The organism is Hyphomonas sp. ske169, from assembly GCF_056850855.1.
In genome coordinates, this window is sequence record NZ_CP096146.1 from 2,182,151 (window position 1) to 2,205,295 (window position 23,145).

Consider the following 23,145-nt stretch of genomic DNA (forward strand, 5'->3'; position numbering starts at 1 on the left):
GCTTCGGACCTCCCCACCTTGGCGGTCGAGAGAGAGTTAGAACAATAGGTACCCGCTTCATGAGCAAACGCGACTATTATGACGTGCTCGGCGTAGACCGAAATGCGGACGAAAAGGCCCTTAAGAGCGCCTATCGGAAGCTGGCAATGAAATATCACCCGGACCAAAATCCGGATGATGTTGAAGCTGAAGCCATGTTTAAAGAAGTCGGCGAAGCGTATGCCGTCTTATCAGACGCTGAAAAGAAGGCGGCCTATGACCGCTTTGGCCACGCCGCGTTTGAAAATGGCATGGGCGGCGGTGGTGGCAACCCGTTTGGCGGCGGTGACCCGAACGACATTTTCCAAGACATTTTCAGCCAAGTCTTTGGCGGCAATCCTTTCGGCGGCGGACGTCGCCGCGGCGGTCCGCAGCGCGGCGCGGATTTGCGCTATGATATGGATATCTCGCTTGAAGAAGCCTTCAACGGCAAGGACGCGACCATCAATGTGCCCTCTGCGGTCGATTGCGGCACATGCGATGGCAGCGGCGCGGAACCTGGGACCAGCCCCGAGACTTGTCCAACTTGCCAAGGCGCGGGACGTGTGCGCGCGCAGCAGGGCTTTTTCACTATGGAGCGCACCTGTGGCCGCTGTAACGGCAAAGGCCAGGTGATCGCGAAGCCGTGCAAAACCTGTCACGGCGCCGGACAAGTTCAAGAAGACCGCAACCTGTCAGTTAAGATTCCAGCGGGTGTTGAGACCGGCATGCGGATCCGGCTCTCAGGTGAGGGCGAACCTGGCGCGCAGGGCGGGCCGAAAGGCGATCTCTATATTTTCGTAAATGTCGACGAACATGACATTTTTGAGCGCGATGGCCCTAATCTCTATTGCCGGACCCCGGTCTCCATGGTCACCGCGTCGCTTGGCGGCGAGGTGGAAATACCGACTATTGATGGCGGCCGCGCTCGTGTCAGTATTCCTGAAGGCGCCCAGACCGGCCGAAAGCTCCGCCTGCGCGGCAAAGGCATGCCAAGCCTACGCGGCAATCACCAAACGGGTGATCTCTATATTGAGATGTTCGTCGAAACCCCGCGCAATCTCACCGCCCGCCAAAAAGAAATCCTGCGCGAGTTCTGCGATTGCTCAGGCAAAGACTGCAACCCAGAATCGGAAGGCTTTATGGGCCGCGTGAAAAAATTCTGGGACGGTATTGGCAGCGAAGACGAAGCGACCAAGCACTAAAGTACGCTGAGATTTATCGCTGTGGACGTAGCGATTAGCTGGTGGCTTCTTCGTGGTCTAATTTCTTTCGGCCAAGCAGTTTGAGCGCCAGATTTCGGCCAGCGCGCAAAATCGGATAGAGGAACGCCGCACGCTTAGGCGACTTAAACACCCAAACATTCAGCCGATTGAAAAAGCCTTTTGGTTCGCTCAACATGGCGAGGGCGTGAATACAATCGTCGCCATGATAGAGCCGATCATTCAGCTTCAGCACCATGCCTTCATCAAGGTCGAGCCCGGCGCGCAAAACCTCGTCATATTGCGGACCTCCCTCCCGCGCATTGAGAAGTTTCAACCCGCCAACCGCTTCCCGGATCCGAACCAGTTTTACATATTGGCTGCAAAACGGGCATTCGCCATCATAGATCAGCCAATTGTCCGAACTCGCCTTTTCTTGGCTCAGGGCAGATGGATCTAGTGCAGACAATATGCGCGCTCGCTTTTGAAGACCGGGCGGAAATATTGAAGTTTCGCTTGGAGGATCGGAAGTGGTTTATCGAGGTCTTTGTCCACGTTCCCGTCATCGCCTCGCTTAAACGTTCTCATTTCGCCATTACGCAAATAGGTAATCTCAAGATCTGGATCTTCAAGGGTGCTGACGGCGCGCCGGAACTCGAAGTAAACGCGATAGACCTCATGTTCTTGTCCTACGAATCCGTATCGGGCGGGGTAGGTCTTCAACGCGAGGATCTCGTCATTGTTGGAATCAATGATTTCAACCAGATCATCCTGGAACCCAAAGACTGGCAAATCAGGAATGAAGAAGTGATTATTGAACGCGCCTTCGGTGCGCATATTACTGTACATGGCTATGCTGGTTTGGGTCTTCCAACCGAGATAGGGGCCAGTTGAGTTGACGACCGCCAATGCGAACATGACCCACAACCAGCCAGGGTGTTTGACCCAGACATTTATAACGCCATTTCCGGTGAAAAGACCGTTCTCCATATGCTCACGCAACATGCCAAACAGGATTGCTGCCGCCAAAATTACAGACCAAAGCAGCCAAGCCCAGCTTGGTTTTCCGACCGCAGCGATGACTAAAAAGAAGCCGCTGAGCAGCGCAAACAGTGCTGAGCCGGGGAGCCATGGTGTTGCATCCGCGCGTATTTCATCGATTTTTTGGACATAGGGCCGCAACACGTCTTTCAGCATCGGCATACACATCAAAATGTACAGGGTCAGCATCATTGACGAGAACGGCCAGTGACCCATCAGGCCGAGTAGGATGTGGAAGGGCACGCCAAAATAGAAGGCGGGTAGACGCGTCGGCTTATAAGCCAACATGAAGGGCAACAGGGTCTCGGCGACAATGAAAACCCAGAAGTAGAACTCGACGCTGAACAGGCCCAAAAACGGCCGCACCAAAGGCCGATCAGCTTCCGCCTCCTCGATCATTCCGGATAGACAGCTTATCTCGAGATCGAAAAATGCACCGTTTAGTTTCGACACGATGATCGAGAAATAAACAAAGGCGAAAATCGCACCCGCCACGGGCGCAAACTTGTCGAACCAATCCTCAGAATCTTCGTCAGTCAGCGGGTCAGTTGAGAGCAGCTTCTTGCCAAGAACAATCACAGCGGCGGCCAGCATCGTAATGGCGATGACATGATCGCCTAGATGGTGGTTCACCACAAACGGCCAAATCGAAATATAATAGACTAAACCAGACGCGACCATGCCAGCGAACAGCCTGATGCGCCCTGGAAACAGAAAGACGGCGAGCGAGAAGAATAGGAAAATCCATCCCAGCGGTTGGCCTGTCTCAAACCAAGCTCGAAAATAGACAAGCTGGATAAGGCTCTGCATTGCCCATGCGTATGAAAAAATAGTCAGTGAAGTCAGTCGCGTATCTGCGACATTCGTGTTTTCCGAAGCGGCCAAATCGGACATACTTCCCCCCATAATCAATTCGAGCTTTGCAGCGCTGTCACATCGTCCCTAGCTGAAGCGATTATTGCGATATGAGCCCGTCCGCTTCAACCAGATTCTCGCTCAACGCGAATAAAACTGCGCGAATATTGCGAACTGCTCAGGAATAAGGCGGCGAGGCGATCGGATACAATAACCTCAATGATGAGAGGCTTCAACGTTCTCGCATTCTCAAAAAAGCTCTCGTAATCTCTATTCCTCAGCTTTTGCGACCTTGAAGGTCATGATCGCCTGAAGAAACAGCGCACTAAAATACAGCGCTGATGCGGTGAGTTCGAGGTACTCTTCGAACCAACGCAGCGTCTGTTTCGAAGCAGGGATCGTGAAATAGTCTCCATCTCCCATATCGACCATCAAATAGATAAAATGGACGCTCAGGCCCGCAATAATTAGCCAAAATACTTTGCGATTGAGGTTCTCCAGCTTGTTCAAAACAAACACGCCGGCGACAGCGCAAAGAAACAACAAGATTTTTGGGTGATCATCATCGCCGGTAACCTCTATGGAGTGTTCGTGCAGGGCAAATAACTCATCCAGCGCGACTACACCGATCGCCGCACATCCTAACAACCAGAGCGCTGAACGTCTTAGATCATCGCTGCGCAGAACCGCATTCATAAGCGCCATAGAGGAGGCGAGCCAAAGCAATCCTCCATTCATCCGGTCAAAAGGTGATCCCTCCATGTTGATTGCAAAACCCGAACGTATTTGAAACACGGTGGTCGCGGCAAAATATGGAACCAGGAATAGCAACAAGTATAGAAGGGTTTTCGTCTCCCATTGTTTGTCCAATGATCGAGCGTTCTGTTGCGTGTTTTCCATTATGTTTTCCAAGTCGGTCAGGCAAAATATTTCAATTTGGTTATTTTGGGTATTGAGTCAAATTCAATATAAAGGCTGCAGATCACTATCGTTTTTCTGAGATTGAGTTGATGTGAGCTGCTCTTTTGCTGCAGTCTACTTTCTCAAAAACATGAATCCATACACCAAAAGTTGAGCGTGTACTTTTTCGCAACGCTTAAGCCAGGCAGACGCGCGACAGTCGCAGCTGTTGGGATGTCGGCAGTTAAGAGCAAATGAATCGGCGATCACATATTGGCAGATCGGTTAGAGCTGCTCTAAGTGGTGTTTTCGACAGAGATGTATTTATGACGCAAAACAAAACCGGCTTCGACACAAAACAAATTCACGCGGGCGCCGTCGCAGATCCTGCTACAGGCGCGCGACAGGTGCCGATCTATCAATCGACGGCTTATGTGTTTCGCGATGCCGATCACGCGGCGGCTTTGTTTAATCTCCAAGAAGTGGGTTACATCTATTCGCGTCTGACCAATCCAACCGTTGGGGCGCTGGGCGACCGGATCGCGCAGCTGGAAGGCGGCGCCGGGGCCGTTTGTTGCTCATCAGGTCACGCGGCTCAGCTGATGGCGCTATTCCCACTCATGGAACCAGGTCGCAATGTCGTCGTCTCGACCCGGCTTTATGGTGGCTCCGTGACGCAGTTTACCCACACGATCAAACGGTTTGGTTGGGCGGCGACCTTTGTCGACTTTGATGATCTCGATGCGGTCAAAGCAGCGGTCAACGAAGACACAAGAGCGATTTTCTGTGAAACGATCGCGAACCCCGGCGGCTATGTCACTGATCTCGAAGCCATCGCCTCAATCGCTCAGGCGGCGCAAGTGCCGCTGATCGTCGATAACACGACCGCGACACCTTATCTCTGCAATCCAATCCAATATGGCGCCACTTTGGTCACCCATTCTTTGACCAAATATCTCACCGGAAATGGGACCGTAACTGGCGGAGCAATTGTGGACTCCGGCGCGTTTGATTGGACCGCGGCGGGCAAGTTCCCCTCCCTCACGGAGCCCGAGCCTGCCTATCATGGCCTCAAATTCCACGAGACTTTTGGCCCAGCAGCTTTCACCTTCCATTCGATCGCCATCGGGCTGCGTGACCTTGGCATGACGATGAACCCGCAAGGCGCGCATTACACACTGATGGGGATTGAGAGCTTGTCTCTGCGGATGCAGAAACATGTCGCGAATGCTGAGAAGATTTCGGCCTGGCTTGAGGGCCATGACGCGGTTTCCAGCGTGACCTATGCGGGGCTCGACAGCTCGCCTTACAAAGCGCGGGCGCAAAAACTCTGTCCCAAAGGCGCTGGGGCTTTGTTCACGGTTCAGCTGAAAGGCGGCTATGAGTCTTGCGTGAAGTTCGTGAACTCACTCGAATTGTTCAGCCATGTCGCAAACTTGGGTGATGCTCGCTCGTTGGTGATCCATCCGGCTTCGACCACGCACAGACAGCTCACCGATGCGCAAAAAATTGCAGCCGGCGCGGCGCCTGACTCTGTCCGCTTGTCCATCGGGATCGAGGATGCGGAAGACTTGATGGCCGATCTCGATCAAGCGCTCAAAGCGGCATTATAATCGCTTAAGCCTAGCGCCGTTCCGCAATCTTATTGGCAGCGCGGGTCACGATCACCTCGATCAGACCCGCATCGTCTAGCGATTTCATATCCACGGGCGTCGCGAGATTATTGTTCTTCGCGATTTTCTTAAGCTCCGCGCTTGAAAAAGAGCGCAGGGTCTCGCGCGCGCCGTCATGGCCTTCTTTGTCGACAAGTTCGAGCGCATTCAGAACATCCGCTGCCTTCGATCCACGAAGCTCCACTTTCACACCCAGCGCTTTCACCACGCGATGCGCAAGCTCGGGATCAGACCGAAACTCGCGGCGCAGCGTTTCCAGAAAATCGTCTAGGGCATCTTCGGGTGATTTGGTCATCGGGCGATCCTCAGCTGTTCGTAAACAAGGCCTAGTCCAGATATAGACCTGAAAACAGCTCGTTCTACAGCCTTATTCTGTTCCGGTTTGTTGGGTCAATAACATATAAAGAGCAGATCTTTGGTGCTTTTCGCTGAAGGCGGCCAGGCAACCCAATTTCCGTGTCTCCGGGCTTGACCCGGAGCCTCGAGCGGCGGCTCGCCTAAGCCATCGCATGAGATCCCGGATCAAGTCCGGGATAGGCGGCGTTGGGCTAGTGCAGCGCGTCGGCGAGATCGCGCCATTCCGGATTTTGGCGTTCAATCAGTTCAATTTTCCAATCGCGCTTCCAGTTTTTGACCTGTTGTTCGCGGCCCTTGGCTTCTTCGCGCGTATCATATGCCTCAAGCCAGACCAGTATTTCGCAATTATATTTGTCCGAAAATGATCCTCGCAAACCGTGTGTGCGGTGCTGCCAGGCCCGTTTATTGATGTCATCCGTGTGCCCAGTGTAGAGCACGCCGCGCGGCCGATTGGTGACGATATATGTGTAAAACAATCCAGGCTCCGTTGTCCCGGACTTGATCCGGGACCTCGTCCCGCATGGGGTAGTACACGCGGCTGGAGATCCTGCGTCAAGCGCGGGATAATCGGAACGGGCTAAGCCGCCGTCACAAAAGTTGAGATGACTTTCTTCAAGCCGGCTTTCTCGAACGCGACTTTGAGTTTGGTGCCATTGGCATCCATAACTTTGCCATAGCCGAATTTTTCGTGGAACACGCGCTGGCCGAGCTTGAAGCCGGCATGGCCGCTCTCGGATGCCATCAGGTTCGCCTTGCCTTCGAGGACGGGGCCGTCTTCATATTTTCCGGCATTCTCTTTGAGCCGTTTCCAACCGGGTGATGAATAGCTGGAGCGTTCGCCCAAATCCTCGACGGTGCCGGTAAAACCATCCTCGCCACCGGGCAGAGAGGAATAGCCGGTCTCGGCTTCAGCTTCGACATGTTCATGCGGCAGCTCGTCAACAAAGCGGCTCGGCAGCACGCTTTGCCAGCGGCCGAAGATCTGGCGATTTGCGACAAAGCTAATCCGGCAAACCTCGCGAGCGCGGGTGATGCCGACATAAGCCAGGCGTCGCTCTTCCTCGAGGCCTTTGGCGCCGCTTTCATCAAGCGAGCGGCGAGACGGAAACACTTCCTCTTCCCAGCCCGGCAAGAAGACCAGCGGCCATTCGAGGCCTTTAGCGCCGTGCAGGGTGAGAATTTGCACCTCGTCCCCGTTTGATTTGCCGCCCGTGTCCATGACCAGCTCAACGTGTTCGAGAAAGCCGGTCAGGTTCTCAAACTCGCCCATCGCATTGATCAGCTCTTTGAGGTTATCAAGCCGCGTCTGTGCCTGCGGGCTACGATCCTTTTGCAGCATGTCCGTATAGCCCGACTCGTCCAAGATCACTTGCGCGAGCTCAGTATGGCTCATGCCGCCATTATGGCGGTCGCGCCAGAGATTGATCTGATCGATGAATTGGGTGAGCCCGCGCTTGCCCGGGCCTTTAATCTCATCTGTTTGCAGCACCATCGGTGTCAGCGTGAACAGGCTGCGGCCATCATCGCGGGCATAGCGTTGCAGCTTTTGTACGGTCGTATTGCCGACGCCGCGCTTGGGTTGATTGACGACGCGCTCAAAGGCCAAGTCATCATCAGTCGAGCGGATCAGCCGCAAATAGGCCATGGCATCGCGGATCTCGGCGCGTTCGAAGAAGCGCGGGCCACCAATCACGCGATACGGAATGCCGAGAATGATCAGGCGTTCTTCAAACAGACGCATCTGCCAGGAGGCGCGGACCAAGATGGCGCAGTCCTCATAGGTGTTCTTGCCGCCCTTGGCCGCCCAGGCTTCGATCTCATCACAGATCATCCGCGCTTCGGCTTCACCGTCCCACAGGCCGCGGACTTGGACTTTCTTGGCGTCTGGGTCACCAGCCCAATCGCCGCCAACAAACAGCGTTTTGCCAAGCCGGCCTTTATTGTTCGAGATCACTGCCGAGGCGCAAGCGAGGATCGGCTCGGTTGAACGGTAATTGCGCTCTAGGCGAACCGTTTTGGCGCCTGGAAAATCCTTCTCAAAGCGCAAGATATTGTCGACCTCCGCCCCGCGCCAACCATAGATCGACTGATCATCATCCCCGACGCAGCAAATATTCGAATTGCCTTGGGCGAGCAGGCGCAGCCAGAGATATTGGGCGACGTTGGTATCCTGATACTCGTCGACCAGGATGTATTTGAATTTTCTGTGAAAGTCGGCGAGCAGGTCCGGATTGTCTTGAAACAGCGTGATATTGTGGATCAACAGATCGCCAAAATCGCAGGCGTTCAGCACCTTGAGACGCGCTTGATAGGTCTCATAGCATTTGATTCCTTTACCATCGGCGAATTGATACGCCTCATCGCTCGGGACTTTGTGCGGGAGGAGCGCCCGATTCTTCCAGCCATCAATCAGGCCCGCGAGATAGCGGGGCGTCCAACGCTTCGGATCAATATTCTCCGCTTCAATGATTTGCTTACAGAGCCGGACCTGGTCATCGGTGTCGATAATGGTGAAACTTGATTTCAGTCCAACCAGTTCAGCATGGCGCCTCAGAATTTGCGCCGAGATCGAGTGGAACGTGCCGAGCCAGCGCAAGCCTTCCCCAGCCTCGCCGGTCAGCTTTAGCGCCCGCTCGCGCATTTCGCGGGCGGCTTTATTGGTAAAGGTCACCGTCAGCGTCTGGCTCGGATAAGCGAGCCCAGAGGCGATAATGTGCGCCAGGCGCGTGGTCAGCACGCGGGTTTTCCCGGTCCCGGCGCCGGCCAAGACAAGAAGCGGTCCTTCTGTGGTCAGGACCGCGTCTTTTTGCTCTGGGTTCAGCCCCGTGAGGTAATCCGCACCCGTATTCGCCACCGGCGCTTTCGCCGCGGCCATTTCAGAGATGCTCAGTTTGCGATTCGGTCCCGTCATCCGGGGAATATAGAGTGAACAGGATCAGTTTGTCAGGGGGAATGTGCGTGCCCCGCGACTCCTTCTCCTCTTCGCGGGGGCGCTTTTAGGTCTATGTTTAAGGAAACCGGACCTTGGAGCCGCTATGAGCGACGTAGAAGACTTTGAAAAAGACCCTGAGCGTAACCGCCTCTCGGCGCGTTTGGGGCGGACAATGAAGGTTGGAACCAACCTGTCCGGTGCAGGTCTGACCTTTGCCGCTAATGCGATGTTTGGCGGTGAGAAAGGCGATGAGCGGATTGCCAAAGCGCTGGCGGCGGCGCTGGGTAAATCCAAAGGCCCGCTGATGAAAGTCGCGCAAATGGTCTCGACCGTGCCGGACTTTTTGCCTGAGGAGTATGCGGATGAGCTCAGCAAATTGCAGGCTCAGGCGCCGGCCATGGGTTGGCCGTTTGTGAAACGGCGTATGCGCGCTGAACTGGGCGCCGATTGGCAGAGCAAATTTGCCGAATTTGGCAAGGAGGCGGCGCATGCGGCAAGCCTGGGCCAAGTCCACCGGGCGGCCCTGCATGATGGCCGCGAGGTTGCCTGTAAGCTGCAATATCCGGATATGAGTTCCGCCGTCGAAAGCGATGTTGGCCAGCTGAAAATGCTGCTTGGCATGTTCAAGCGATTGGATGGGTCGGTCGATACGTCTGAGATTATCGAAGAGGTCACGGATCGCTTGCGCGAAGAGCTCGACTATGCCCGCGAGGCCAAACATTTGGCGCTGTACCAATATCTCCTCAAAGACGCGGAATATGTCACGGTTCCGGACTTGGTGCCGGAGCTGAGTACGGACCGTCTGTTGACTATGTCTTGGGTGAATGGTGATCGCCTGAATGATTATGAGGCGGCGCCGCAAGAGGTTCGAAATACGATTGCGCAGCATTTGTTCTGGACCTGGTGGAAGCCGTTCACCGGCGCGGCGGTGATCCATGGCGATCCGCATTTGGGCAATTATCAGGTCACGCAAGACGGGCAGGCGCTCAATCTCCTAGACTTTGGCTGCATCCGGATCTTCCCGCCAAGTTTCGTTGCCGGCGTGGTCGATCTCTATCGCGGACTGCTCGCCGATGATTTTGATGCAGTCTATGCCGCGTTTGAGAAATGGGGGTTTAAAGGCCTCAACACAGAACTGGTCGAAGTGCTGAGCATCTGGGCGCGATTTATCTATGGCCCACTGATTGATGACCGCGTGCGGAGCGTCGCTGATGGCGTGAAACCCGGCGAATATGGCCGCAAGGAAGCATTTGCCGTCCGGCGGCTGCTTAAAGAGAAGGGCCCGGTGACAGTCCCAGCTGAGTTCGTATTTATGGATCGAGCCGCAATCGGCCTCGGGGCGGCCTATTTGAGATTAGGGGCTGAACTTAACTATCATCGCTTGTTCGAGGAAAGTCTCGAAGGATTTAGTGAGGAATCCCTGATAGACGCTCAGAATACGGCGCTCAGTCGCGCGGGGTTGTAGCGCTGTGATTCGAGCTCAATACCGCCCAATTTCTTCGGTAATGCAGTTAGTTTGAGGGCAAATGTCAGAGCTGATCTTGCATTGGCCCGCTCTTTTTTGGACTGAGAACGAGGCAGACTGATGAGATGCACGCCTGCGCTGAATGCGATGTGTTTCGCATTCAGGTATAATAGTTGCATCCTGACGCGTGAGTATAGCAGTATTGGACTGAGCGGTGACGAAATCGAAAATAGTTAGCCGGACCGCTAGCGCGAGCTTGGCGCTGTCGGGATCTCAGCTATTGGCGAAGCTAATAGACTTTTTTCTGGTGCTCGTTCTTGCCAGACTGCTGACGCCTGAAGATTTTGCGCTCATCGCGATTGCGATGATCTTTGTTCAAGTCACCGAGGCGATTTTGCAAATGCATGTCGGCGCGGCGCTCATTCGTTCCAAACGAGTGACGAGGGATATGCTCTACACGGCATTCTCGATTTCAATCTTGAGATCGGTGATTGTGGTCGGGATCATTTTGATTTTGACGCCTGTTGCGGCATTTATGTTTAACGAACCGCGTTTGAACGCCCTGATGCCCGTATTGGCGCTCGCTCCGGCGGTTCGGGGACTGTTCAATCCGAAAATGACTCTGCTTGCCCGCCGGATCAATTATTATCCGGAGGCGGTTATTGGGATTGTGGCCCGCGCTACGACCATGGCGATTGCGTTGCCGTTTGCGATCATCACGAAAAGCTACTGGGCGCTTGTGCTGATGACGGTCTTAACCCCCGCTTTTTTGACGATGGCGACTTATATTTACGTTCCGTTCCTGCCAAAATGGTCGCTTAAATCGTGGTCAATTTTCGCGAATATGATTGGTTGGACGACCGTCTCGCAATTCTTCTCAGCGGCGCACTGGCAGCTAAATGTGTTCGTGTTGGCGCAATTTTCTTCCCGAACCACGACTGGGAATTATAGTGTTGGTTCAAATCTGAATGGCATCGTCCATCAGGCCTTTTTGCGCCCGCTCTTGGTTCCGTTCATTTCGACATTTTCCCTGCTGCAGAAAGAAGGGTCATTGGAAACCGGGTATCTCACGAGCTCTCGGGTTGTGTTGCTGGCAACCGGGCCGATTTTTGTGATCCTCGCCGTTCTGGCTGGACCCATCGTTTTGTTCTTGTTTGGGCAAGAATGGCAGGAAGCGCCGGCCTTTTTGGCGATTTTGGCGGCGTGTTCGCTTCTTTCAGCCCCCACAGGTCCTGCCGGCAGCGTGGCTTACGCGCAAGACCGAACGGTCTTCTATGCAATTCATAATGCTATCGCTTTCGTCTCGCTCGCTGTGTTTTTGTATCTGGGTTTCTGGTTGTTTGGACTGCCTGGCTTCTTCATCGCGCAAGCATTGGGGGCGGTCGTATTCTTCGGCAGCGCGCTCTGGATGGTGAAGCAATTGCTGAACTTAGGCTACGTGAAGCAAATAAGAGTGCTGGTGATGCCGTATATCTCGCTCATGGTCATGGCTCTGTTTCTATGGTTCACCACCAGATACGTTATCTATGATAGCCCGTGGATGCTTTTGCTGTCGATCGCCAGCTTGTCGGCCATTTCCGTCCTGGTTTACGTGTTGACCGTGACCATTTTCTGGAACCTATTGGGAAAACCCGATGGGGTTGAACGGAAGGTCTATGAAGCGGTGTTCAAGCGACACGTATCGGTCGCTCTATAATTAACTTCACCCAAATTGAGCCGCCGGTTCGAGCCGCAAGAAACCCTTTCCAAATGCAACCAAATGTGCCACATGCGCGGCTTGTTGCGAGCAACGTGCAAACCTAGCCCTTCTGGACGACATCCCGGACGAGGCTGAACCCGCGCCGCCCTCCCTCAAAACACAGGCCATTCGGCCGCGTATTTAACCCGCCGCAAGGCGATAAAAGAGAGTATATCGATGTCGATCACAGCTGAGCGTAAAGCCGAACTGATCAAGAAATTTGCCCGCACCGAAGGTGATACAGGCAGCCCTGAAGTCCAAGTCGCGATCCTGACTGAACGGATCAACAATCTGACCGGACACTTCCAGGACAATAAAAAAGACAACCACTCCCGCCGCGGGCTTCTGGCGATGGTCGCCACCCGCCGCAAACTCCTCGACTATGTGAAGAGGAAAAATGAAGAGCGTTACCAAACGCTCATCGGAGAGCTCGGCATTCGCCGCTAGGCTCTCAAAACAGCCCGCTCGGTCATAGGGACTTGGCGGGCTTTTCGTATGTATGAAAGAAAGCAAAACCTTATGTTTGATAAACAATCAGTCTCGCTGGAATGGGCCGGCCGGACACTGAAAATCGAGACAGGCCAAGTGGCCCGTCAAGCTGATGGCGCGGTTATGATCACTTATGGTGATACCAGCCTACTGGCGACGGCAACTTTCGCGAAATCCGCGAAGCCGGGACAAGACTTCTTCCCGCTGACCGTCAATTACATGGAAAAATACTACGCTTCAGGCCGCATTCCAGGCGGCTTCTTTAAGCGTGAGGGACGCCCGACTGAGAAAGAGACCCTGACGTCTCGCCTGATCGACCGTCCAATTCGTCCGCTTTTCGTCGACGGTTTCAAGAATGAAGTACAAGTGGTTCTGACCGCTGTCTCTTACGACCTTGAGAACGATCCAGACATTCTCGGCATGATCGGCGCCTCTGCGGCACTGGTTCTGTCTGGTGCCCCATTCATGGGCCCAATCGGCGCTGCTCGCGTCGGCTATAAGGATGGCGCCTATGTCATCAACCCAACTGTCGAAGAGCTCGAAGAATCTGAGCTTGATCTGGTGGTTGCAGGCACAAGCGACGCTGTGATGATGGTTGAATCAGAAGCCAAAGAGCTGTCTGAAGATGTCATGCTCGGCGCGGTTATGGCCGGACACGAAGCGATGCAGCCAGTGATCGACGCGATTATCAAGCTGGCTGAAGCGGCGGCGAAAGAGCCATTTGAGTTCGAAGCTGAAGATCTTTCTTCTGAACTCGGCGCAATCCAGAAACTGGTCGGCAAAGATCTCTCTAAAGCTTACCAGATCACTGAAAAGCTTGAGCGTCAGGCCGCTGTTGGTGAAGCTCGCGAAAAAGCGGCTGAGAAACTGGTAGCGACGGAAGAGAATGAAGACGGCATGGACGCCAATGTCTTCAAATCAGCGTTTAAAAAGGCTGAAGCGAAAGTTGTTCGCGGCGACATCATCAAAACTGGTAAGCGGATTGATGGCCGGTCACTCGACCAAGTTCGTCCGATTGAAGCCGAAGCTGGCTTCCTGCCACGCACACACGGTTCTGCGCTGTTCACCCGCGGTGAAACGCAAGCGATCTGTGTCGCGACCCTTGGCACCAGCGACGATGAGCAGTTCATCGACGGCCTAGACGGTACACGCAAAGAGAAGTTCCTGCTTCACTATAACTTCCCGCCATATTCTGTGGGTGAGACCGGACGCATGGGCGGCACCAGCCGTCGTGAAACCGGTCACGGGAAATTGGCTTGGCGCGCACTGCGCGCGGTTCTGCCAGAGCACGAAGACTTCCCTTACACGATCCGCATGGTGTCTGAGATTACAGAGTCTAACGGCTCATCTTCTATGGCCACTGTTTGCGGGTGTTCGCTCGCGATGATGGATGCCGGTGTGCCGCTGAAGCGCCCTGTGTCTGGGATCGCCATGGGTCTGATCAAGGATGACGAGGGCATTGCTGTCCTGTCTGACATCCTCGGCGACGAAGACCATCTCGGCGACATGGACTTTAAAGTGGCGGGTACCGAGAAGGGCCTCACCAGCTTGCAAATGGACATCAAGATTGCAGGCATCACCAAAGAGATCATGGAAACCGCGCTCGAGCAGGCCAAAGGCGGCCGCGCTCACATTCTCGGGGAAATGGCCAAGGGTCTGGACACCGTGCGTGAGAGCCTTGCGGACAACGCACCGCAAATGGAAATCATCAAAGTTCCAGAAGACAAGATCCGTGAAGTCATCGGCTCCGGCGGTAAAGTCATTCGCGGCATCGTTGATGAGTCCGGCGCCAAAGTGAACATCGATGATGATGGCACAGTTCAAGTCTCAGCCACCGATCGTGAGAGCATCGATAAGGCCCTGAAAATGATCAAAGAGATCGTTGCAGAGCCAGAAGTCGGTGAGATTTACGAAGGCAAAGTCGTTTCGATCAAAGACTTCGGTGCGTTCGTGAACTTCTTTGGCCCGAAAGACGGCCTGGTTCACGTCTCACAGATGGCCAATGAGCGCATCGGCCATCCGAAAGACGTCGTCTCTGAAGGTCAGCAAGTCTATGTCAAACTGATGGGCTTTGATGATCGTGGAAAGGTCCGTCTGTCGATGAAAAACATTGACCAAGAGACCGGAAAAGAAGTCGCAAAAGACAGCGACGACTAAGCTTTCCCCTTGGAATCAAAACAATTTTAAAAGCCGCTCCGACAAGGAGCGGCTTTTTTGTTAACTATTTGTCCGGTTAAGGATAATTTATGGTCCGAATTCGGACTATAAATTATTGACATATATCTGTCACATAAGTTACATGATGCTGATGTTACAAAAATATGACAAACTGAAATCTACTCTCCTCCTCGCGCTGACGGTTGCCGGGAGCGCTGCGCTCTCTGGAACAGCAGGTGCGACTGAGGCCGGTTGCGGCCTAGACAATGGTTATTCAATGGATCTCGCATCCTGTGTTTCCGAGGCCTCGGATTGCATTGAGAGCGCGGATAATTTTAACGCCACCGTCGCCGATGGCTTGTTTGAAGCGATCAATGCTGAGCGTGCCTCGAATGGCCTCGCGCCGCTCAATCGCCGTGCCACGCTCGATAAAGCGGCGATGTCTCATGCGCTTGATATGTCTGTGCGCATTTATGCCGATCATGTCGATCTAGAGGGCCGGGACCATCTTCACCGGATCCGAGCTTTCGACAGAACCATGCTGGTTGGTGCGTCTGGTTCGAACGTCACGGTCGCTCGCGCTGCCGATGATGCATCCACGGTGCACACAAAGCTCAAACGCGACGGGTTGAACGTCACCAATATGATGCGGGCTAGCTTTACCGATGTTGGCATCGGTGTGGTTGAAGAAGCCGGGCAATATTATGTGGTGCAAGTCTTTGCTGCCGCTGAGGGCGACCTGCTCGAGGCGATCCCAGTTTCAGCGCGAGGCACAAAGCCGCTGAAGGCAAAACTCACCCGCCATGATCAGCAAGTTGTGGCTTGGGGGCTGGTTGATAAAGCGTCCGGTGAAATGTTGGCGCGCAGCTCGATTCCTCGGGTACGCTTCAATGAGCTGAAAGGCACGGAATCTGCGGCGCTTGATGTCCTGGTCGGGCTTCGCGACAGCACTTATGTTCTCAAGGGGCCATTGGTTAGCGGCAGGAACTAATCTTCCGTTAGACTGAATTGGAAACGGGCGCTGAGTTTTAGCCTCGGCGCCCTTTTTCTTTGTCTAAATCTATCGCGGGGAAGAATGGTCGCCCCATTCCATGCCCATTGTTTTTCTCATCCAATCGGCAAAAGTTGTCGGCTTCTGCAAGGCTTGCGGATCGAGCGAGCCATAAGACACAATCGGACCGTCTTTTGCCTCGAGCCGTACGCCGCTAATCCGTTGTGACTGGCTCCAATTGCCATATTCTGTACTCGGGTCGAGCAAAAGCATGACTTGAGTTCCATCTTGACCCGTCTCATTGGCGCCGAAGACTAAGCCATAGACTTTCTCACGGCCGAAAAATCCAGAAGAATGCGCTTGGCGTTTGCCATTTAAGAGGACCTCGTCCCATAAAAGGTTCCGGCGCCATTGCAGCACATGCATATCATCGCCATTGACGATTTTAATATCGACTTGGTGCAATCCGAGACGGACGATTTCTGCATGCATTGGGAGGCCTCCTTCTTATTGATAAACAATATGTTCCAAGCGCCTAAAAGTCAATAAAAAAGCCTGGAGCGATGGCTCCAGGCTTGTATTGTTAAAGCGAGAACGGGTCTTATTCGCTCATTGCTGTGATTGTGGCTGTGCCGCCGCCGCCGGTTGAGAGCGTATAGCCAGAGCTTTCACCGACCGCTTGCGCAACGCCATCAAAGGTGGCGCAAACTTCGCCTTGCTCTGGAATATCGGCACAGAGCACACCGGCTTCTGCATCAAACGTATAAGACGCGCTGATATCGCCCATGGTTGCGGTATTGGTCGAGTCGTCAAAGGTCCACTCTTGCGTGGTGCCATCATCGCTTGCGAACGAAACGGTGACCTTTGCTGCAAATGCAGGGGCTGCGATAAATCCAGCAGCGAGCGCTACAGCGAAAAACTTTCTCATGAGTCCATCCTCCCATTGATTATGGATGTTGGGCGGCTTTCCGCGCAACCCGTCATGGTTAACGCAAACAAGTCGCGCGAGCAAATCGGGCTCTAAGCGCGCTCTGAGACCGACAGGACATTTCCATCAGGGTCTTTGAACCAGAGAATACGAGCGCCGCCATCGGGACTTTGCCAAATGCCTCGATCATCCTGACCCCTGCCGTCGAAGATCGAAAATTCGACGCCCTTTTCTGCCAAAGCGGCATGGGCATTTTCAATGCTTGGAACCTGCCAATCTAACACCGTGAAGGGCAGCGGCGTGTGGTTTGGTACTTTCGAGAGGCGCAGCTCAGTCCCCGCCAATTGATAGACTAGAGCGTATTCGTCGTCTGCTGACAGCTTTAAGCCCAGCTGTTCTTCATAAAAATTTCTCGCCGCTTCCGGATTGGACGTGGCGAGAAATAGTGTGGGTTTGGCAGTGTTTAAATCCATATGATCCTCCCCGGCTTTGCCTCATCATCGGGAAAGCCTGGAAAGGGTCAATGGCTTTATTGTTCGACGAACCGAAGGAAGCGGTTGCGTAGATCTTTGTCAGTCTTGAAGACGCCCGTGAACTGCGTGGTAATCGTCGCCACATTCTTGTGGTGAACACCGCGCGTGGTCATGCATTGGTGCTTGGCATCGATCAGCACCGCAACACCCGCAGGTTGTAGGGCTTCGGTGATACAATCGGCGACCTGTGCGGTCATCGTCTCTTGGGTCTGCAAGCGCTTGCCGAAAATTTCGACCACGCGGGCGATTTTCGAGATGCCAACGACTTGATGGGTCGGCATGTAAGCGACATGGGCTTTGCCGAGGATCGGCACCATGTGGTGCTCACAATGGCTTTCTACATCGATGTCTTTCAGCATGACGATATCATCATAGCCTTGCACATCTTCAAACGTCCGCGACAGCTCTTTGACTGGATCCATCTCATATCCGGCGAAGAATTCTTGATAGGCTTTTGCGACTCGTTTCGGCGTGTCGATCAGGCCCTCTCGGCGCGGATCGTCGCCTGCCCAAGCCAGCAATGTGCGAACGGCATCCATCGCTTCTTCCATGCTTGGGCGCTTAATTTCTTCGGTGAGATCGATTTGATCTTTTGGGGTGATGGCATCCATGGCCATATTTGAATTCCTTAGTCTGAGGGACGGAGGTCGAGCCGAACCTGAGGTAGACCATTCAAGGACCCTGCCAGATAAGGACTTAACGCCCGCCCGGAGTTTGTACCCTCAGGGCGATGTTTGGAACATAGTGGCGAATTCCACCAGTTACCAGACTCTCTTTACGGCAGGCGGGCGCTCGCGGATTTCAAGTTTTAGTGATTTCGTGGATCTAAACGCTGCGGAAAAGGTTAATCAGCATTCGTGGTGATTTTAAATGAGCGATAAATGGCATTGCGGCATCGTACCAAGACCGGCCTAAATTGCGCGAGCACTGGTATTCTGCGCCGTAAATAAGTCTCCAGCTTTTTGAGGATCATGAGCGTATTGGATCCTCTGGTCATTGATTTTACGGCAGCTGCGAGATCACTGCGTCCTTCCTGTTCGCACTTCAAGCTGATTTCGTCGAAGAACACCAAATCGTCTTCGCTTGTTAGCCGAAAGTCCCGAATGGCCTCAAGACGGTAGTGCGACCAATCAAATGTTGTGCTTTGGGCCGGTGACGCCCCTGCCAAATCGAGTGTGATCATGGTGCGGATGCACTTTGCACATTTGGAACAATTCACGATTTCTTGGTTCGCAGCTCGCCCGTGATGACAGACTGAAAGCGTCGACAGGGCAGAAGCGTCCGCCGCGATGCGTTCCGTTTTTTGCGTCCGTCCGAAATCGTTCCCGTAATGCTCCATCGTCACCGATTCATTCGAAAAAAGCCGATCGACATCTGGGTGAGACCCCCACGGAACGAGTGTTTCCCAGGTATCCGAAGAGGAGATGATCGCATTCGTGATCTCGCCGGAAAGGGAATGTGCGACCGCCGCAAGAGCAGCGCCGTGACTAAGCCACGACCAGGTGTCGAGCATTTCAGGCGCCAGCGTCATAACATTCGTTGCTATGACAAAGTGTTTTCGGTCGGTTTGCGCAGCAAAGCCGGACAACCCTCTCAGGTTTGCGAGCGTATGCTCAATCTCTTCAAAATCCGCGGAACTATGCGCAATCGAGATGAGGCCGCCAATCTCGTTCGGATGGTTCACGGTTGTAAACAAAGAGTCGACGCCGCCGGTGAAAAAGCTCGCATTTACGCGATCGTCGTGAGAATCGGCTGTTTGAGCGTTCAAACGGGTCGGGGTCTTAATCTTGATCTGTTTTAAGAATGAATGCCACGAGCACCATTTTTTGACCGTTTGCCGAACGCCATGCAGAAGGGATTTTGAAACAGGTATGGACTGTTCATAGTCTTCACGAAGGATCATCGCGAGCGTGATCCCAACGACGAAGAACGCATCTTGATTTTCGGGCGCTTTATAGAGTGATGGCAGCGTGAAGTGCAGACGGAATGGTCGGCCGGAACGCGATTCATATTCTGCTCTGTACTGAGTCAGACCTCTTGCTTCGACTCTGTCGATCCCCACTAAGCGCATTATATTCCCCAACGGAGGTGCTTGCTTATTATTTCGAGTTCGAAACTAAGCGGCCGGCTGTCCGTGTCAACGCAAATAAAAGTGCGCTCATATTCAGGAGCGTGACTAGCCGCGGACCCGCAAAGCTGTCGTGTTCGACCCTTCTACGGTGAGGCCCATTCTTGCGGGTCAAAGTCGAACGTTTTCAGTGTGGAAGCCCCTACTAGTCCCCATCCATCCGGAGCGCCGCGACAAAGGCTTCTTGCGGGATTTCGACTTTTCCGAATTGGCGCATGCGCTGCTTACCGGCTTTTTGCTTGTCGAGCAGTTTGCGTTTGCGCGTTGCGTCGCCGCCATAGCATTTTGCGGTCACGTCTTTGCGCAGCGCTGAGATGGTCTCGCGGGCAATGATCCGGCCGCCAATTGCAGCCTGGACAGGGATTTTGAACATTTGGCGGGGGATCAGATCTTTTAACCGCTCACACATCTGACGGCCGCGGCTTTCAGCGCGATCACGGTGAACCAGCATGGCGAGCGCATCGACCGGCTCGTCATTGACCAGAATATTCATCTTGACGAGATTCTCCGCCCGGTGCCCGATAATCTCATAGTCAAAGCTCGCATAGCCGCGCGACATGGATTTCAGCCGGTCATAGAAATCGAACACAACTTCATTGAGCGGCAGCTCATATTTGACCATGGCCCGGCCACCAACATATGAGAGTTCCTTTTGAATACCCCTTCTGTCCTGACAAAGTTTCAAAATGGAACCTAGATATTCATCCGGCGAATAAATCGTCGCCTCAATCCACGGCTCTCGGATTTCTTCGATTTTGACGACGTCAGGCATATCAGCCGGGTTGTGCAGCTCGATCTCGGTGCCATCTGTCATCGACATTTCATAAACCACGCTTGGCGCTGTCGCGATCAGGTCCAAGTCAAACTCGCGGCTGAGACGTTCTTGAATAATCTCTAAGTGCAGCAGCCCGAGGAAGCCGCAGCGAAAGCCCATGCCGAGTGCGGCGGAGGTTTCCATTTCCCAGGTGAAGCTCGCATCATTCAGGCGCAACTTGCCCATCGCAGCGCGGAGCTCCTCGAAATCACCCGCATCCATCGGAAATAGGCCGCAGAATACAACGGGTTGGACGTCTTTATAGCCGGGCAGCGCTTCTTCGGTTCCTGCTTTGTCGGTGGTGATCGTGTCCCCGATCGCGCAATCCGCGACTTCTTTAATTGAAGCAACGAGGAAACCCACTTCGCCGGGCCCGAGCTCGTCGACATCGGTTGGCTTGGGCTTAAACACGCCGACCCGGTCGACATCATAAGTCGCGCCCGTTTTCAGCATGCGGATTTTCATTTTCTTTTTCAGTACGCCATCATGCATTCGGACGATCACAACGACGCCGAGATAGGGGTCGTAATAGGCATCCACGAGCGCAGCCTTCAGCGGGGCGTCCACCTCACCCTGGCTCGGCGCAGGCAGGCGTTCCACGATCGCTTCGAGCACATCTTCAATGCCGATCCCGGTCTTGGCGGAAATCTCAACCGCGTCCGAGGCATCCAAACCAATAATGTCTTCAATCTCGGCTTTCACCGCTTCTGGGTCAGCAGCGGGTAAGTCGATCTTGTTCAGCACCGGGACGATTTCGTGGTCCTGGTCGATCGCTTGATAGACATTGGCAAGCGTTTGCGCCTCGACCCCTTGGCTCGCATCGACGACCAAGAGCGAACCTTCACACGCGGCGAGGCAGCGGCTGACTTCATAAGAGAAGTCGACATGGCCAGGTGTGTCCATCAGGTTCAGCGTATACGTCTCGCCATCATTGGCTTTGTAATCGAGCCGAACGGTCTGCGCTTTAATCGTGATCCCGCGCTCTTTCTCAATATCCATCGAGTCGAGCACTTGCTCGGACATTTCGCGTTCGGTCAGACCGCCCGTCTTTTGGATCAGACGATCAGCCAGAGTCGATTTGCCGTGGTCAATGTGCGCCACGATGGAGAAATTACGAATTTTATCGCGTGGTGTCATAAGCGCGATATAGACTTGGCCGCTCGCTAAGGGAAGCAAAGCTGCAGCAAGAACTGCGATAAAAGGCGCGTTTCGTCTGGGCTGTGCAGGCTTTGGGTTGCATGCTCCAGAAAAAAGGCTGGCGTTCGAGGCGGTTTGTGACGCATGACGGGCGAATGATCAGACTTTTCAAACGCGACGAGACCGGAAAAATAGCGGCCTATCATGAGGCCTGGATCGAGCCGCAGCATCGCCGGATCGTGGAGCATTGGGGCTATATCGGTGAGCCAGGCGAGACCGCCAGCCATCGTGTGCACATTTTTGGCTCGCTCGAGAAACAATTTTCTGGCGTTTTACAAGGTGCGCGCGATCTTGGCTTCGAAGAGATTGGCGAAAGCGCTTATGCGACTTTGATTGTCGAGTTCCCGGCGTCGAACGATGCCGACGCAGACCGAGACAAACAGGAAGACGTGGAAGACGCCCTGACCGAAAAGCTCGGCTGGACGGGGCTTGGATATTGCGATGCGGGGCGACTGAGCGCTGAGGCGCTCGAAATCTGCTGCCGGGTCCTCGATGTTGAACTGGCCACTCAAATCATTTCAGAAGCGCTCGACGGCTCAGTGTTTGCCGATTATTCACGCATCTACCAAGAATAGGTATAAGCGGTTCATGGCCGACACTCAGACGCTCATCGATACTACCCAACCCGAGCAAAAGCCTGGTCTGACACCGGAAGGGTGGCTGACCGATAGTTGGTATTTGGCCTGCGTGTCGGCGGAGCTGAAATCCTGTAAACAGGTGCGCCGAACCGTAATCGGCCAACCGATTGTTCTGGCCCGGACGGAGCAAGGCGAGGTGTTTGCGCTGCGCGATATTTGTCCGCATCGCCTGGTGCCGCTGAGTGCCGGGCGGCAAGTTGAGACCGATGGCGAGGCGACACTGGAATGCCCGTATCATGGCTGGCGGTTTGGCACCGATGGCGTGTGCAAACATATGCCGTCTTTGACCGGGTCTGAGCCCTATGAACCTTCGAAAGTGAAAGTGCGGCGCTATCCGGTGCATGAAGCGAATGGCGCGATCTATGTTTTTGTAGCGGATAATCCGCGCTTTGACGGGGCGCCCGATGTTCCTGCTCCGGATTTTGGGCCGCTCCCTGACAAGCCCAAATTCGTCATCGAAGATGTTTTCAATGCCCATATGGATGATGCCGTGGTCGGCTTGATGGACCCGGCGCATGTGCCTTTTGTGCATAATCAATGGTGGTGGCGCCCGCCATCTGTGGGGCTGAAGCTCAAAGAAAAGCCGTTCATTCCGGCCGATCGCGGCTGGGCGATTGATCGTCACAAGCCAAGTTCCAATTCGAAACTCTATAAATGGGTGTTCGGCGACGAGGTCGAAACTGAGATCCGATTCCAATTGCCTGGCTTTCGCTGGGAGATCATCTCGAACGATCGCGCGCGACTGGTGACACTGACCTGCCTCACGCCGGAAGCGCCGAAACGCACCCGGATCACCCAGCTCACCTGGTGGACCGGCGCACCGCTGCTCAATCTCGCGATTCCAGTTGCCAAACCCATGGCCCGCAAATTCCTGCGCCAAGATGGCGATATGGTGGATCTGCAAAACCTCGGAATGGAGCACCAAAAGGCGATGATGTGGATCGATGATATCGATGTCCAAGCCAAATGGTATCAGATGCTGAAACGCGAATGGGCGGCAGCGCGATCTGAGAAGCGCGACTTTGTGAATAAGATCAAACCGGTGACGCTACGCTGGCGGAGTTAAAACGCTTCACAATGAGATGAAGC

Annotated in this window: 21 protein-coding genes; 9 read left to right on the forward strand and 12 right to left on the reverse strand. The window is 54.1% G+C overall.

All coding sequences use genetic code 11. The annotated features are described in order from the left end of the window. Window positions 1-59: 59 nt before the first annotated feature. The gene (gene dnaJ / locus MY069_RS10625) at window positions 60-1,223 is read left to right on the forward strand and encodes a molecular chaperone DnaJ (RefSeq protein ID WP_482793760.1); all 1,164 of its coding nucleotides are present in this window, start codon (window positions 60-62) and stop codon (window positions 1,221-1,223) included. A 34-nt stretch (window positions 1,224-1,257) separates the two neighbouring features. Here the strand turns inward: dnaJ and MY069_RS10630 are convergent, their stop codons facing one another. The 3 genes from MY069_RS10630 to MY069_RS10640 all read right to left on the reverse strand — a co-directional run bounded on the left by MY069_RS10630 (window position 1,258) and on the right by MY069_RS10640 (window position 4,016). Continuing rightward, window positions 1,258-1,689: a DCC1-like thiol-disulfide oxidoreductase family protein gene (locus tag MY069_RS10630; RefSeq protein WP_482793761.1), complete on the reverse strand. Its 432-nt coding sequence runs from the start codon at window positions 1,687-1,689 to the stop codon at window positions 1,258-1,260. Then, complete coding sequence (locus tag MY069_RS10635; RefSeq protein ID WP_482793762.1) at window positions 1,677-3,155, reverse strand: hypothetical protein; 1,479 nt, start codon at window positions 3,153-3,155, stop codon at window positions 1,677-1,679. The genes MY069_RS10630 and MY069_RS10635 overlap by 13 nt, the downstream gene beginning before the upstream one ends. 231 nt (window positions 3,156-3,386) lie before the next feature. After that, complete coding sequence (locus tag MY069_RS10640) at window positions 3,387-4,016, reverse strand: hypothetical protein (protein ID WP_482793763.1); 630 nt, start codon at window positions 4,014-4,016, stop codon at window positions 3,387-3,389. Window positions 4,017-4,342: 326 nt separating this feature from the next. Between MY069_RS10640 and MY069_RS10645 the strand changes: the two genes are divergently transcribed. After that, entirely contained in the window at window positions 4,343-5,629 is a 1,287-nt protein-coding gene (locus tag MY069_RS10645) for an O-acetylhomoserine aminocarboxypropyltransferase/cysteine synthase family protein (RefSeq protein WP_482793764.1), read from the forward strand. A 10-nt stretch (window positions 5,630-5,639) separates the two neighbouring features. Here the strand turns inward: MY069_RS10645 and MY069_RS10650 are convergent, their stop codons facing one another. The 3 genes from MY069_RS10650 to MY069_RS10660 form a co-directional block, all read right to left on the reverse strand. Beyond that, entirely contained in the window at window positions 5,640-5,984 is a 345-nt protein-coding gene (locus MY069_RS10650; protein WP_482793765.1) for a hypothetical protein, read from the reverse strand. 253 nt (window positions 5,985-6,237) lie between these two features. Continuing rightward, complete coding sequence (locus tag MY069_RS10655) at window positions 6,238-6,522, reverse strand: GIY-YIG nuclease family protein (RefSeq protein ID WP_482793766.1); 285 nt, start codon at window positions 6,520-6,522, stop codon at window positions 6,238-6,240. Between the two features lie 101 nt (window positions 6,523-6,623). Then, window positions 6,624-8,957, reverse strand: a complete 2,334-nt coding sequence (locus MY069_RS10660) for an ATP-dependent helicase (protein WP_482793767.1) — start codon at window positions 8,955-8,957, stop codon at window positions 6,624-6,626. 124 nt (window positions 8,958-9,081) lie between these two features. On the opposite strand from MY069_RS10660, the gene MY069_RS10665 reads away from it, so the two are divergent. The 5 genes from MY069_RS10665 to MY069_RS10685 all read left to right on the forward strand — a co-directional run bounded on the left by MY069_RS10665 (window position 9,082) and on the right by MY069_RS10685 (window position 15,818). Then, window positions 9,082-10,443 carry an ABC1 kinase family protein gene (locus MY069_RS10665; RefSeq protein ID WP_482793768.1) on the forward strand — a complete coding sequence of 454 codons (1,362 nt, stop codon included), beginning with the start codon at window positions 9,082-9,084 and terminating at the stop codon, window positions 10,441-10,443. 214 nt (window positions 10,444-10,657) lie between these two features. Further along, window positions 10,658-12,139, forward strand: a complete 1,482-nt coding sequence (locus tag MY069_RS10670; protein WP_482793769.1) for an oligosaccharide flippase family protein — start codon at window positions 10,658-10,660, stop codon at window positions 12,137-12,139. Between the two features lie 219 nt (window positions 12,140-12,358). After that, the gene (gene rpsO / locus MY069_RS10675; RefSeq protein ID WP_482793770.1) at window positions 12,359-12,628 is read left to right on the forward strand and encodes a 30S ribosomal protein S15; all 270 of its coding nucleotides are present in this window, start codon (window positions 12,359-12,361) and stop codon (window positions 12,626-12,628) included. Window positions 12,629-12,700: 72 nt separating this feature from the next. After that, window positions 12,701-14,827: a polyribonucleotide nucleotidyltransferase gene (gene pnp, locus MY069_RS10680; RefSeq protein ID WP_482793771.1), complete on the forward strand. Its 2,127-nt coding sequence runs from the start codon at window positions 12,701-12,703 to the stop codon at window positions 14,825-14,827. 145 nt (window positions 14,828-14,972) lie between these two features. Then, window positions 14,973-15,818 carry a CAP domain-containing protein gene (locus tag MY069_RS10685; RefSeq protein ID WP_482793772.1) on the forward strand — a complete coding sequence of 282 codons (846 nt, stop codon included), beginning with the start codon at window positions 14,973-14,975 and terminating at the stop codon, window positions 15,816-15,818. A gap of 69 nt (window positions 15,819-15,887) precedes the next feature. Here the strand turns inward: MY069_RS10685 and MY069_RS10690 are convergent, their stop codons facing one another. From MY069_RS10690 to lepA, 6 genes are all read right to left on the reverse strand, one after another. Next, on the reverse strand, window positions 15,888-16,310 hold the full coding sequence (locus MY069_RS10690) for a hypothetical protein (protein WP_482793773.1): 423 nt from the start codon (window positions 16,308-16,310) through the stop codon (window positions 15,888-15,890). A gap of 109 nt (window positions 16,311-16,419) precedes the next feature. After that, window positions 16,420-16,746: a hypothetical protein gene (locus MY069_RS10695; RefSeq protein ID WP_482793774.1), complete on the reverse strand. Its 327-nt coding sequence runs from the start codon at window positions 16,744-16,746 to the stop codon at window positions 16,420-16,422. Between the two features lie 92 nt (window positions 16,747-16,838). Beyond that, window positions 16,839-17,219 carry a VOC family protein gene (locus MY069_RS10700; protein ID WP_482793775.1) on the reverse strand — a complete coding sequence of 127 codons (381 nt, stop codon included), beginning with the start codon at window positions 17,217-17,219 and terminating at the stop codon, window positions 16,839-16,841. 56 nt (window positions 17,220-17,275) lie between these two features. Further along, on the reverse strand, window positions 17,276-17,890 hold the full coding sequence (gene folE, locus MY069_RS10705; RefSeq protein ID WP_482796698.1) for a GTP cyclohydrolase I FolE: 615 nt from the start codon (window positions 17,888-17,890) through the stop codon (window positions 17,276-17,278). A gap of 233 nt (window positions 17,891-18,123) precedes the next feature. Beyond that, window positions 18,124-19,350, reverse strand: a complete 1,227-nt coding sequence (locus MY069_RS10710) for a hypothetical protein (protein WP_482793776.1) — start codon at window positions 19,348-19,350, stop codon at window positions 18,124-18,126. A 202-nt stretch (window positions 19,351-19,552) separates the two neighbouring features. Next, window positions 19,553-21,358 (reverse strand): translation elongation factor 4, encoded by a 1,806-nt coding sequence (lepA, locus tag MY069_RS10715; protein ID WP_482793777.1) that lies wholly within the window; start codon window positions 21,356-21,358, stop codon window positions 19,553-19,555. A 155-nt stretch (window positions 21,359-21,513) separates the two neighbouring features. On the opposite strand from lepA, the gene MY069_RS10720 reads away from it, so the two are divergent. Next, window positions 21,514-21,993 (forward strand): hypothetical protein, encoded by a 480-nt coding sequence (locus MY069_RS10720; RefSeq protein ID WP_482793778.1) that lies wholly within the window; start codon window positions 21,514-21,516, stop codon window positions 21,991-21,993. Window positions 21,994-22,006: 13 nt separating this feature from the next. Further along, the gene (locus tag MY069_RS10725) at window positions 22,007-23,122 is read left to right on the forward strand and encodes a Rieske 2Fe-2S domain-containing protein (protein ID WP_482793779.1); all 1,116 of its coding nucleotides are present in this window, start codon (window positions 22,007-22,009) and stop codon (window positions 23,120-23,122) included. Window positions 23,123-23,145: the final 23 nt, after the last annotated feature.

What these genes read in the sequence shown, in the direction of transcription:
- MY069_RS10695 (WP_482793774.1), bottom strand. Translation starts at nt 16,746, where the DNA reads ATGAGAAAGTTTTTCGCTGTAGCGCTCGCTGCTGGATTTATCGCAGCC.
- MY069_RS10725 (WP_482793779.1), top strand. Translation starts at nt 22,007, where the DNA reads ATGGCCGACACTCAGACGCTCATCGATACTACCCAACCCGAGCAAAAG.
- lepA (WP_482793777.1), bottom strand. Translation starts at nt 21,358, where the DNA reads ATGACACCACGCGATAAAATTCGTAATTTCTCCATCGTGGCGCACATT.
- MY069_RS10645 (WP_482793764.1), top strand. Translation starts at nt 4,343, where the DNA reads ATGACGCAAAACAAAACCGGCTTCGACACAAAACAAATTCACGCGGGC.
- MY069_RS10650 (WP_482793765.1), bottom strand. Translation starts at nt 5,984, where the DNA reads ATGACCAAATCACCCGAAGATGCCCTAGACGATTTTCTGGAAACGCTG.
- MY069_RS10690 (WP_482793773.1), bottom strand. Translation starts at nt 16,310, where the DNA reads ATGCATGCAGAAATCGTCCGTCTCGGATTGCACCAAGTCGATATTAAA.
- dnaJ (WP_482793760.1), top strand. Translation starts at nt 60, where the DNA reads ATGAGCAAACGCGACTATTATGACGTGCTCGGCGTAGACCGAAATGCG.
- folE (WP_482796698.1), bottom strand. Translation starts at nt 17,890, where the DNA reads ATGGATGCCATCACCCCAAAAGATCAAATCGATCTCACCGAAGAAATT.
- MY069_RS10720 (WP_482793778.1), top strand. Translation starts at nt 21,514, where the DNA reads ATGATCAGACTTTTCAAACGCGACGAGACCGGAAAAATAGCGGCCTAT.
- MY069_RS10635 (WP_482793762.1), bottom strand. Translation starts at nt 3,155, where the DNA reads ATGTCCGATTTGGCCGCTTCGGAAAACACGAATGTCGCAGATACGCGA.
- MY069_RS10665 (WP_482793768.1), top strand. Translation starts at nt 9,082, where the DNA reads ATGAGCGACGTAGAAGACTTTGAAAAAGACCCTGAGCGTAACCGCCTC.
- MY069_RS10660 (WP_482793767.1), bottom strand. Translation starts at nt 8,957, where the DNA reads ATGACGGGACCGAATCGCAAACTGAGCATCTCTGAAATGGCCGCGGCG.
- MY069_RS10700 (WP_482793775.1), bottom strand. Translation starts at nt 17,219, where the DNA reads ATGGATTTAAACACTGCCAAACCCACACTATTTCTCGCCACGTCCAAT.
- MY069_RS10685 (WP_482793772.1), top strand. Translation starts at nt 14,973, where the DNA reads ATGCTGATGTTACAAAAATATGACAAACTGAAATCTACTCTCCTCCTC.
- rpsO (WP_482793770.1), top strand. Translation starts at nt 12,359, where the DNA reads ATGTCGATCACAGCTGAGCGTAAAGCCGAACTGATCAAGAAATTTGCC.
- MY069_RS10710 (WP_482793776.1), bottom strand. Translation starts at nt 19,350, where the DNA reads ATGCGCTTAGTGGGGATCGACAGAGTCGAAGCAAGAGGTCTGACTCAG.
- MY069_RS10640 (WP_482793763.1), bottom strand. Translation starts at nt 4,016, where the DNA reads ATGGAAAACACGCAACAGAACGCTCGATCATTGGACAAACAATGGGAG.
- pnp (WP_482793771.1), top strand. Translation starts at nt 12,701, where the DNA reads ATGTTTGATAAACAATCAGTCTCGCTGGAATGGGCCGGCCGGACACTG.